The 10620-nt window shown below is 56.4% G+C and carries 19 protein-coding genes; all 19 read right to left on the reverse strand.

Translation table 11 applies throughout. From position 1 onward, the window contains the following. Positions 1-49 precede the first annotated feature (49 nt). A complete protein-coding gene (locus ACI2JX_RS20355) occupies positions 50-1489 on the reverse strand; it encodes a catalase (RefSeq protein WP_404690879.1) in 1440 nt (479 codons plus the stop codon). 172 nt (positions 1490-1661) lie between these two features. Next, positions 1662-2048, reverse strand: a complete 387-nt coding sequence (gene rplQ, locus ACI2JX_RS20360) for a 50S ribosomal protein L17 (RefSeq protein ID WP_003255451.1) — start codon at positions 2046-2048, stop codon at positions 1662-1664. A 42-nt stretch (positions 2049-2090) separates the two neighbouring features. Further along, complete coding sequence (locus tag ACI2JX_RS20365; protein WP_003255452.1) at positions 2091-3092, reverse strand: DNA-directed RNA polymerase subunit alpha; 1002 nt, start codon at positions 3090-3092, stop codon at positions 2091-2093. A gap of 22 nt (positions 3093-3114) precedes the next feature. After that, positions 3115-3735, reverse strand: a complete 621-nt coding sequence (gene rpsD, locus ACI2JX_RS20370; protein ID WP_101322335.1) for a 30S ribosomal protein S4 — start codon at positions 3733-3735, stop codon at positions 3115-3117. Between the two features lie 15 nt (positions 3736-3750). After that, positions 3751-4140: a 30S ribosomal protein S11 gene (gene rpsK / locus ACI2JX_RS20375; RefSeq protein WP_003255454.1), complete on the reverse strand. Its 390-nt coding sequence runs from the start codon at positions 4138-4140 to the stop codon at positions 3751-3753. 18 nt (positions 4141-4158) lie between these two features. Beyond that, a complete protein-coding gene (rpsM, locus tag ACI2JX_RS20380; RefSeq protein WP_012316515.1) occupies positions 4159-4515 on the reverse strand; it encodes a 30S ribosomal protein S13 in 357 nt (118 codons plus the stop codon). A 131-nt stretch (positions 4516-4646) separates the two neighbouring features. Continuing rightward, complete coding sequence (rpmJ, locus tag ACI2JX_RS20385) at positions 4647-4763, reverse strand: 50S ribosomal protein L36 (RefSeq protein WP_011531897.1); 117 nt, start codon at positions 4761-4763, stop codon at positions 4647-4649. Positions 4764-4791: 28 nt separating this feature from the next. Further along, positions 4792-6123, reverse strand: a complete 1332-nt coding sequence (gene secY / locus ACI2JX_RS20390; protein ID WP_186557314.1) for a preprotein translocase subunit SecY — start codon at positions 6121-6123, stop codon at positions 4792-4794. Beyond that, positions 6124-6558, reverse strand: a complete 435-nt coding sequence (rplO, locus tag ACI2JX_RS20395; protein ID WP_010220318.1) for a 50S ribosomal protein L15 — start codon at positions 6556-6558, stop codon at positions 6124-6126. It abuts the gene before it with no gap. 3 nt (positions 6559-6561) lie between these two features. Beyond that, the gene (rpmD, locus tag ACI2JX_RS20400) at positions 6562-6738 is read right to left on the reverse strand and encodes a 50S ribosomal protein L30 (protein WP_264236560.1); all 177 of its coding nucleotides are present in this window, start codon (positions 6736-6738) and stop codon (positions 6562-6564) included. 2 nt (positions 6739-6740) lie between these two features. Then, a complete protein-coding gene (gene rpsE, locus ACI2JX_RS20405) occupies positions 6741-7241 on the reverse strand; it encodes a 30S ribosomal protein S5 (RefSeq protein WP_003255465.1) in 501 nt (166 codons plus the stop codon). 3 nt (positions 7242-7244) lie between these two features. Continuing rightward, the gene (rplR, locus tag ACI2JX_RS20410) at positions 7245-7595 is read right to left on the reverse strand and encodes a 50S ribosomal protein L18 (protein WP_011531893.1); all 351 of its coding nucleotides are present in this window, start codon (positions 7593-7595) and stop codon (positions 7245-7247) included. 10 nt (positions 7596-7605) lie between these two features. Next, entirely contained in the window at positions 7606-8139 is a 534-nt protein-coding gene (gene rplF, locus ACI2JX_RS20415) for a 50S ribosomal protein L6 (protein ID WP_003255469.1), read from the reverse strand. A gap of 12 nt (positions 8140-8151) precedes the next feature. Continuing rightward, the gene (rpsH, locus tag ACI2JX_RS20420) at positions 8152-8544 is read right to left on the reverse strand and encodes a 30S ribosomal protein S8 (RefSeq protein ID WP_119138195.1); all 393 of its coding nucleotides are present in this window, start codon (positions 8542-8544) and stop codon (positions 8152-8154) included. A 209-nt stretch (positions 8545-8753) separates the two neighbouring features. Next, positions 8754-9059 carry a 30S ribosomal protein S14 gene (rpsN, locus tag ACI2JX_RS20425; protein WP_009397499.1) on the reverse strand — a complete coding sequence of 102 codons (306 nt, stop codon included), beginning with the start codon at positions 9057-9059 and terminating at the stop codon, positions 8754-8756. A 13-nt stretch (positions 9060-9072) separates the two neighbouring features. Beyond that, positions 9073-9612, reverse strand: a complete 540-nt coding sequence (rplE, locus tag ACI2JX_RS20430) for a 50S ribosomal protein L5 (RefSeq protein ID WP_186557313.1) — start codon at positions 9610-9612, stop codon at positions 9073-9075. A gap of 20 nt (positions 9613-9632) precedes the next feature. Then, a complete protein-coding gene (gene rplX / locus ACI2JX_RS20435) occupies positions 9633-9947 on the reverse strand; it encodes a 50S ribosomal protein L24 (protein WP_003255476.1) in 315 nt (104 codons plus the stop codon). A gap of 11 nt (positions 9948-9958) precedes the next feature. Then, positions 9959-10327: a 50S ribosomal protein L14 gene (gene rplN / locus ACI2JX_RS20440; RefSeq protein WP_008089810.1), complete on the reverse strand. Its 369-nt coding sequence runs from the start codon at positions 10325-10327 to the stop codon at positions 9959-9961. A 23-nt stretch (positions 10328-10350) separates the two neighbouring features. Next, a complete protein-coding gene (gene rpsQ, locus ACI2JX_RS20445) occupies positions 10351-10617 on the reverse strand; it encodes a 30S ribosomal protein S17 (protein WP_404690881.1) in 267 nt (88 codons plus the stop codon). Positions 10618-10620: the final 3 nt, after the last annotated feature.

The following is a 10620-nucleotide window of genomic DNA, read 5'->3' on the forward strand; positions in this document are numbered from 1 at the left end:
TTCATTGAAAAACCGCCCAAATGAGGGCGGTTCTACTTATCATTCCGACTCAGGCGAGATCCACGCCCAATGCCTTGGCGACGCCTTGAGCATACGCTGGATCGGCCTTGAAGAAGTGCTGCAGCTGACGCTGCACGACATCCTCACTGACCCCCGCCATGGTCCCGGCGATATTGCTGATCAACACTGCCTGCTGTTCAGCGTTCATCAAACGGAACAGCGCACCTGCATGGCTGTAGTAATCGCCGTCCTCGCGATGATCGTAACGATCGGCCGCGCCGTTGAGTGAAAGGGCTGGCTCAGCGTGCTGAGGCGATTGCTTCGGGGCATCGCCGTAGCTGTTGGGCTCGTAGTTCGGCGCACTGCCGTAAGCGCCGTAGGCCATGGCGCCGTCACGCTGATAGGTGTTGACCGCGCTACGAGGGGCGTTCACCGGCAACTGCTGGTGATTGGTGCCGACACGGTAGCGGTGAGCATCGGCATATGCGAACACTCGGCCTTGCAGCATGCGGTCCGGCGACAGCCCCACGCCCGGGACCATGTTGCTCGGCCCGAAGGTCGCCTGCTCGACCTCCGCGAAGTAGTTGAGCGGATTGCGATTGAGCTCCAGCACGCCAACCTCGATCAATGGATAGTCCTTCTGCGACCAGGTCTTGGTCACGTCGAAGGGGTTCTCCTGACGGTTGGCCGCCTCTTGCTCACTCATCACCTGGATGCACACCGTCCAGCGTGGATAGTCACCGCGCTCGATCGCCTCGAACAGATCGCGCTGGGCGTAATCTGGATCAGTGCCTGCCAGACGTGCGGCATCAGCCGGCGAGAGATTCTTGATGCCCTGTTGGGTCTTGTAGTGCCATTTGACCCAGGTGCGCTCGCCCTTGGCGTTGATCAGGCTGTAAGTGTGGCTGCCGAAGCCATGCATGTGGCGGTAACCGTCAGGTATGCCACGGTCGGAGAAGAGGATGGTGACCTGGTGCAGCGCCTCCGGTGAGTGCGACCAGAAATCCCACATCATCTGCGCGTTCTTCAGGTTGCTCTGCGGATGGCGTTTCTGCGTGTGGATAAAATCGGGGAACTTGAGTGGATCGCGAATGAAGAACACCGGCGTGTTATTGCCGACGATGTCCCAGTTGCCTTCCTCGGTGTAGAACTTCAGGGCAAAGCCACGCGGATCGCGCTCGGTATCCGCTGAGCCGCGCTCGCCACCCACGGTGGAGAAACGCAGGAATGTCTCAGTCTTCTTACCGACTGTGTCGAACAACTTGGCACTGGTGTATTGAGTGATATCGCGGGTGACCGTGAAGGTACCGTAAGCGCCCGAGCCCTTGGCGTGCACGCGGCGCTCAGGAATGTTCTCGCGGTTGAAGTGGGCGAGTTTCTCGATCAGATGGAAGTCGTCGAGCAACAGCGGGCCACGCGGGCCTGCCGAACGAGAATTCTGGTTATCAGCTACGGGTGCACCGCTGGCGGTGGTGAGAATCTTGCTCATGGGCTCTCCTTATCGGTCTTCAATGGCCGGCTAATCGGCTTGCCAAGAAGTATCGGGGAGATATGTTGCAAGAACTAATTCATTGATCTATTTGGATCGATAGAAATTAACAATACAGGCAGACACAAAAAACCGGGCACTAGGCCCGGCTCTTTGCAGCAGACAGAACGTCTTACTCGGCAGCTTCTACAGCACCACCGACTGGACGATCAACCAGCTCGACGTACGCCATAGGCGCGTTGTCGCCAGCGCGGAAACCGCACTTCAGGATACGCAGGTAGCCGCCTTGACGGGTGGCATAGCGCTTGCCCAGATCGTTGAACAGCTTGCCAACAGCGGATTTCGAACGGGTACGATCGAAAGCCAGACGACGGTTGGCGACGCTATCTTCCTTGGCCAGGGTGATCAGCGGCTCGGCAACGCGGCGCAGTTCCTTGGCTTTCGGCAGGGTGGTTTTGATCAGCTCGTGCTCGATCAACGACACTGCCATGTTCTGGAACATAGCCTTGCGGTGAGAGCTGGTACGGCTCAGGTGACGTCCACTTTTACGATGACGCATGATTCATTCCTTACCAAACACTACGTTCGGTGATTACGACGATCAGGCAGTCGCCTTGTCGTCCTTCTTAAGACTTGCAGGCGGCCAGTTGTCGAGGCGCATGCCGAGGGACAGACCACGGGAAGCCAGGACGTCCTTGATTTCAGTCAGGGACTTCTTGCCGAGGTTAGGAGTTTTCAACAGTTCTACTTCGGTACGCTGAATCAGGTCGCCGATGTAGTAGATGTTCTCCGCCTTCAGGCAGTTGGCCGAACGTACAGTCAGTTCCAGGTCGTCAACCGGACGCAGCAGGATCGGATCGATCTCGTCTTCCTGCTCGACCACAACCGGCTCACTGTCACCCTTGAGGTCGACGAACGCGGCCAGCTGCTGTTGCAGGATGGTCGCGGCACGACGGATAGCCTCTTCAGGATCCAGAGTACCGTTGGTTTCCAGATCAATGACCAGCTTGTCCAGGTTGGTACGCTGCTCAACACGGGCGTTTTCGACCACATAGGCGATACGACGCACCGGGCTGAACGAGGCGTCCAGCTGAAGACGGCCAATGCTGCGGCTTTCATCTTCGTCAGTCTGACGAGAGTCGGCCGGCTCGTAACCGCGACCACGAGCTACAGTGAGCTTCATGTTCAAGGCGCCGTTGGACGCCAAGTTCGCGATTACGTGATCGGGGTTGACGATCTCGACATCGTGATCCAGCTGAATATCGGCAGCGGTAACCACCCCCGAACCCTTTTTCGACAAGGTCAGCGTAACTTCGTCACGACCGTGCAGCTTGATAGCCAGGCCTTTCAGGTTCAACAGGATTTCAATTACGTCTTCCTGTACACCTTCGATCGCGGAGTACTCATGGAGTACGCCGTCGATCTCGGCCTCGACTACTGCACAGCCAGGCATGGAGGACAACAGGATGCGGCGCAGCGCGTTGCCCAGGGTATGGCCGAAACCACGCTCGAGAGGCTCGAGCGTAATCTTGGCGCGGGTCGGACTGACGACCTGCACATCAATGTGGCGGGGCGTCAGGAACTCATTTACCGAAATCTGCATGGATGCACCTATTTTCTAGCCCTTACTTGGAGTAGAGCTCGACAATCAGGTTTTCGTTGATGTCGGCGGACAGATCGCTGCGAGCAGGAACGTTCTTGAAAACGCCCGACTTTTTAGCAGCATCCACGTCTACCCACTCAACGCGGCCACGCTGAGAGCACAGTTCAAGGGCTTGAACAATGCGCAGCTGGTTCAGCGACTTCTCACGAACCGAGACCACATCACCCGGACGAACTTGGTAGGATGGAATGTTTACAGTCTTACCGTTGACGCTGATCGCTTTGTGCGAAACCAGCTGACGGGACTCGGAACGAGTCGAGCCGAAGCCCATACGGTAAACGACGTTATCCAGACGGCACTCGAGCAGTTGCAGCAGGTTCTCACCAGTTGCGCCTTTTTTCGAGGCAGCAGCTTGGTAGTAACCGCGGAACTGACGCTCCAGAACACCGTAGATACGACGGACTTTTTGTTTCTCGCGCAGCTGGGTACCGTAGTCGGACTGACGGCCACGGCGCTGGCCGTGGATACCTGGGGCTGCTTCGATGTTGCACTTCGATTCCAGAGCGCGAACGCCGCTCTTCAGGAACAGGTCAGTGCCTTCACGGCGAGACAGTTTGCATTTTGGACCAATGTAACGTGCCATTTATCTGTCTCCTGATTACACGCGACGCTTCTTCGGCGGACGGCACCCGTTATGCGGGATTGGCGTCACGTCGGTGATGCTGGCGATCTTGTAGCCGCAGCTGTTCAAAGCACGAACGGCGGACTCACGACCTGGACCTGGACCCTTGACGTTAACGTCGAGGTTCTTCAGACCGTATTCCAGCGCAGCTTGACCAGCACGCTCAGCAGCGATCTGAGCTGCGAACGGAGTGGATTTGCGCGAACCACGGAAACCCGAACCACCGGAGGTCGCCCAGGACAAAGCATTGCCCTGACGGTCGGTGATGGTCACGATGGTGTTGTTGAAAGACGCATGGATGTGGGCGATGCCATCAACCACTGTCTTTTTGACTTTCTTACGAGGACGAGCAGCAGGTTTTGCCATGTCTATATTCCTGGGCGATTACTTGCGGATCGGCTTACGCGGGCCCTTACGGGTGCGTGCGTTGGTCTTGGTGCGCTGACCGCGAACCGGCAGACCTTTACGATGGCGCAGACCGCGGTAGCAGCCCAGGTCCATCAAGCGTTTGATCTTCATGTTGACGTCACGACGCAGGTCACCTTCAGTGGTGAACTTCGCAACTTCGCCACGCAGGGTTTCGATTTGCTCGTCGCTCAGATCCTTGATCTTAGCGGCTGGGTTTACACCAGCGTCTGCACAGATCTTCTGTGCAGTTGTGCGACCGACACCATAGATGTAGGTCAGCGAGATAACAGTATGCTTGTTATCTGGAATGTTGACGCCTGCAATACGGGCCATTCAGTGGGACTCCAATTGACAGCTACCTACGCCCCGGAAGCCAAGAAATAGGGCGCGAGATAATATCGCTGTAGAAACAATTAATCAACCCAGCAGCGCACTAGCTGCTGGGCTTGTAGCGCGGATCACACTCAGCCTTGGCGCTGTTTGTGACGCGGTTCCGCGCTGCAAATTACTCGCACGATGCCTTCGCGGCGAATAATCTTGCAGTTACGGCACAGCTTTTTCACCGATGCACGAACTTTCATCACCAACTCCTCGAACCTTAGGGGTCTATCAGCGCAGCAGACTGCTGCCGCCATAGCCTTTCAGGTTGGCTTTCTTCATCAGGGATTCGTACTGGTGCGAAACGAGGTGCGATTGTACTTGGGACATGAAGTCCATCACAACCACTACCACAATCAGCAACGAGGTCCCGCCAAGGTAGAACGGCACATTTGCTGCCACCACCAGGAACTGGGGCAGAAGGCAGACGGCCATCATGTAAAGAGCACCGAACATGGTCAGACGGGTCAGAACGCCATCAATGTAGCGCGCCGACTGTTCACCAGGACGGATACCCGGAATAAAGGCACCGGACTTCTTCAGGTTTTCCGCTACGTCTTTCGGGTTGAACATCAGAGCTGTGTAGAAGAAGCAGAAGAAAATAATCCCTGCACTAAACAGCAGAATGTTCAACGGCTGACCAGGAGCGATCGACTGCGAGATGTCCTGCAGCCAGCCCATACCTTCGGACTGACCGAACCAGGCACCCAGCGAAGCCGGGAACAGCAGAATGCTGCTGGCGAAAATGGCCGGGATTACGCCCGCCATGTTCACCTTGAGCGGCAAGTGGCTGGTCTGCGCAGCGAAGACCTTGCGGCCCTGCTGACGCTTGGCGTAGTGAACGGCGATACGACGCTGACCACGCTCAATGAACACCACGAAACCGATAATCGCTACTGCCAGCAACCCGATTGCGACCAGGGCGAAAATGTTGATATCGCCTGTGCGTGCAGACTCGAAAGACTGCCCGATTGCTCTCGGAAGACCGGCAACGATACCTGCGAAGATCAACATCGAGATACCGTTGCCCACACCGCGCTCGGTGATCTGCTCGCCGAGCCACATCATGAACATCGCGCCCGCCACGAAGGTGGAGACCGCAACGACATGGAAGCCCAGACCCGCAGAAAACGCCACGCCCTGGTTGGCCAGGCCAATGGACATGCCAATGGCTTGAACCAGCGCCAGGATAACGGTGCCGTAGCGGGTGTACTGGCTGATCTTGCGACGGCCAGCTTCACCTTCCTTCTTCAACTGCTCCAGCTGTGGGCTAACAGCGGTCATGAGCTGCATGATGATCGATGCCGAAATGTACGGCATGATCCCCAGTGCAAAGATGCTCATGCGCTCCAGCGCACCACCGGAAAACATGTTGAACAAGCTAAGAATGGTCCCCTCATTCTGTCGAAACAGATCCGCCAAACGGTCCGGGTTAATACCGGGCACCGGGATGTGCGCACCTATCCGATAGACGATGATCGCCATGAACAGAAAGCGCAGACGAGCCCAGAGTTCCGACATCCCGCCCTTACCGAGCGAAGAGAGAGCACCTTGCTTAGCCATTTATTCCTCGAACTTGCCGCCAGCTGCTTCGATAGCCGCACGCGCACCTTTGGTGGCTGCGATACCCTTGATGGTGACTGCGCGAGTGACTTCGCCAGACAGCATGATTTTCACACGCTGTACGTTCTGGTTGATCACGTTGGCATCCTTCAAGGATTGCACGGTGACAACGTCGCCTTCCACTTTAGCCAGCTCGGACAGACGCACTTCGGCGCGATCCATGGCTTTCAGAGAAACGAAGCCGAACTTCGGCAGACGACGGTGCAGCGGTTGTTGACCGCCTTCGAAGCCAGGAGCGATGGTGCCACCGGAACGGGAGGTCTGACCTTTGTGACCACGGCCACCAGTCTTACCCAAACCGCTACCGATACCACGACCCGGACGATGCTTCTCGCGACGGGAACCCGGCGCTGGACTCAGATCATTGAGTTTCATCGATTAACCCTCGACGTGCAGCATGTAGTAAGCCTTGTTGATCATCCCGCGATTCTCGGGAGTATCCTGGACTTCTACAGTGTGACCGATGCGGCGCAGACCCAGACCCTTAACGCACAGTTTGTGGTTAGGGAGACGGCCGGCGGTGCTTTTGATCAGCGTTACTTTAACGGTAGCCATGATCAGAAGATCTCCTCAACGCTCTTGCCGCGCTTGGCAGCAATGGATTCTGGAGATTGCATGGCTTTCAGACCCTTGAAGGTGGCATAAACCACGTTCACTGGGTTGGTCGAACCGTAGCACTTGGCCAGAACGTTCTGAACACCAGCAACTTCCAGGACAGCACGCATTGCGCCGCCAGCGATGATACCGGTACCTTCCGAGGCAGGCTGCATGTAAACCTTCGAGGCGCCGTGGGCGGCCTTGGTGGCGTACTGCAGGGTGGTGCCCTTCAGGTCAACCTGAATCATGTTGCGACGAGCAGCTTCCATGGCTTTTTGAATCGCAGCAGGTACTTCGCGCGATTTGCCACGGCCGAAACCAACGCGACCCTTGCCATCACCCACCACGGTCAACGCGGTGAAGGTGAAGATACGGCCGCCTTTAACGGTTTTGGCTACGCGGTTAACTTGAACCAGCTTCTCGATGTAGCCTTCGTCGCGCTTTTGATCGTTATTTGCCATAACTTAGAACTCCAGCCCGCCTTCACGAGCAGCATCAGCCAGCGCTTTGACGCGGCCATGGTACTTGAAGCCGGAACGGTCAAAGGCAACTTGAGATACACCGGCGGCTTTCGCACGCTCAGCTACCAGCTTGCCAACCTTAGTGGCCGCGTCGATGTTGCCGGTGGCGCCATCACGCAGTTCTTTGTCCAAGGTCGAGGCGCTTGCCAAAACCTTGCTGCCGTCGGCCGAGATGACCTGGGCATAAATGTGCTGCGAGGAGCGGAACACGCACAGACGCACGGCTTCGAGCTCGTGCATTTTCAGGCGTGCTTTGCGAGCGCGACGCAGTCGAGTAACTTTTTTGTCGGTCATTTGCTAGGCCCTACTTCTTCTTGGCTTCTTTACGACGGACTACTTCGTCCGCGTAACGCACACCTTTACCTTTGTAAGGCTCTGGCGGACGGAAGTCGCGGATTTCAGCGGCCACCTGACCTACCAGCTGCTTGTCGATACCCTTGATCAGGATGTCGGTCTGGCTAGGCGTTTCAGCGGTGATACCGGCTGGCAGTTCGTAGTCCACTGGGTGAGAGAAGCCCAGGGCCAGGTTCAGGACGGTGCCTTTAGCCTGTGCCTTGTAACCAACACCGACCAGCTGGAGCTTGCGCTCGAAGCCTTGGCTTACGCCTTGGACCATGTTGTTCACCAGAGCGCGGGTAGTACCGGCCATGGCGCGAGCTTGCTGGTCACCGTTGCGAGCGACAAAACGCAGCTCACCAGACTCTTCGGTAACTTCAACAGACGAGTGAACGTTCAGTTCGAGAGTGCCCTTGGCACCCTTCACCGAAAGCTGCTGACCGGCGAATTTGACTTCGACGCCAGATGGCAGCTTAACGGGGTTCTTAGCGACGCGAGACATGCTTATCCCCCCTTAGAACACTGTGCACAGAACTTCGCCACCAACACCGGCAGCACGTGCAGCACGATCAGTCATCACACCTTTGTTGGTGGAGACGATAGACACGCCCAGACCGCCACGAACTTTCGGCAGATCTGTAACGGCCTTGTACTGACGCAGGCCAGGACGGCTAGCGCGCTTCAGCTCTTCGATGACCGGACGGCCTTCGAAGTACTTCAGCTCGATCGACAGGGAGGGTTTGACTTCGCTGCTTACCTGATAGCCAGCGATGTAACCTTCGTCCTTCAGAACTTTGGCAACCGCTACCTTCAGAGTCGAAGAAGGCATGCTTACGACGGACTTTTCAGCCATCTGGGCATTACGGATGCGAGTTAGCATGTCCGCTAACGGGTCCTGCATACTCATGGGCTAGATGCTCCTGATACAAGAATTATTAGCCTTGCGGCTATCACAACCACCTGAGCGGACAGGTCAAAAAACCCAGGCTCAGGTGAGCCGGTCATTCTAGACACAAGCCAGAAACGAAACAAGCCCCATATAGGGGCTTGTTTCGTTGCGATGTCACCGGCGGTCGGAAGATTGCTCCCCTCGCGCCGGGATCACACCAACCGTGATTACCAGCTGGCCTTGACCAGACCTGGAACATCACCGCGCATTGCAGCCTGGCGCAGCATGTTACGGCCCAGACCGAACTTACGGTATACACCGTGAGGACGGCCGGTCAGGCGGCAACGGTTGCGCAGACGAGCGGCGCTGGCGTCGCGCGGCTGCTTCTGCAGTGCAACGACGGCGGCGAAACGCTCTTCAGGCGAAGCGTTCAGGTTGACGATGGTCGCTTTCAGCTCGGCACGCTTTTTGGCGTACTTGGCTACCGTGAGCTGACGCTTCAGCTCGCGGTTTTTCATGCTCTTCTTGGCCATTTTCCTACTCCAATCAGTTGCGGAACGGGAATTTGAAAGCACGCAGCAGGGCGCGACCTTCGTCATCCGAACGAGCAGTGGTGGTCAGGGTAATGTCCAGACCGCGCAGAGCATCGATCTTGTCGTAGTCGATTTCCGGGAAAATGATCTGCTCTTTCACGCCCATGCTGTAGTTGCCACGACCATCGAAGGACTTGGCATTCAGGCCGCGGAAGTCGCGAACCCGAGGCAGGGAGATCGCCAGCAGGCGGTCCAGGAACTCGTACATACGGTCACGGCGCAGAGTAACTTTAACGCCGATCGGCCAACCTTCACGAACCTTGAAACCCGCAATCGACTTGCGAGCGAAAGTCACAACGGCTTTTTGGCCGGTGATCTTTTCCAGGTCGGCAACGGCGTTTTCGATGACTTTCTTGTCACCGACCGCTTCGCCCAGACCCATGTTCAGGGTGATCTTGGTTACGCGAGGAACTTCCATCACGTTCGCGAGCTTAAGTTCTTCCTTAAGCTTGGGAGCGATTTCGTTCCGGTAAATCTCTTTGAGTCGTGCCATTGTCTTCTACCTAGCAGTGTTCAAGCATCAACCGCTTTCTGGGTCGACTTGAAGACACGAATTTTCTTGCCGTCTTCAACCTTGAAGCCAACGCGGTCAGCCTTGTTGGTTTCACCATTGAAAATGGCAACGTTGGAAGCGTGCAGAGGCGCTTCTTTCTCGACGATACCGCCCTGTACGCCCGCCATCGGGTTAGGCTTGGTATGACGCTTGACCAGGTTCACGCCACCGATGACCAGACGGTCATCAGCGAGAACCTTCAGCACCTTACCGCGCTTACCTTTGTCTTTGCCGGCGATCACGATGATCTCGTCGTCACGACGAATCTTTTGCATGTCGGATCTCCTTAGAGCACTTCAGGGGCGAGCGAGACGATCTTCATGAACTTCTCAGTACGAAGTTCACGGGTCACTGGCCCGAAGATGCGAGTGCCGATCGGCTCTTGCTTGGTGTTCAGCAGAACAGCAGCGTTGCCGTCGAAACGAATGATGGAACCGTCAGCGCGACGTACACCGTGACGGGTACGGACGACAACAGCGGTCATCACCTGGCCTTTTTTGACCTTACCGCGCGGAATTGCTTCCTTGACGGTTACTTTGATGATGTCACCGATACCGGCGTAACGACGGTGGGAACCGCCGAGCACCTTGATGCACATGACGCGACGAGCGCCGCTGTTATCGGCCACATCGAGCATGGATTGAGTCTGAATCATAAAATTTCTCCGACCCTTAGCCCTTAGACTTCAACAGCGCGTTCGAGGACTTCAACCAGTGCCCAGGACTTAGTCTTGGCCAGCGGACGGGTTTCGCGAATGGAAACCTTGTCGCCGATTTTGCACTGGTTGGCTTCGTCGTGCGCGTGCAGCTTAGTCGAACGCTTAACGTATTTACCGTAGATCGGGTGCTTTACGCGACGCTCGATCAGAACGGTGATGGTCTTGTCCATTTTGTCGCTGACGACACGGCCAGTCATCTTACGTACGTTTTTTTCTGATTCAGACATTTT

The organism is Pseudomonas sp. NPDC088890, from assembly GCF_044900155.1.
Taxonomy (GTDB): domain Bacteria; phylum Pseudomonadota; class Gammaproteobacteria; order Pseudomonadales; family Pseudomonadaceae; genus Aquipseudomonas; species Aquipseudomonas urmiensis.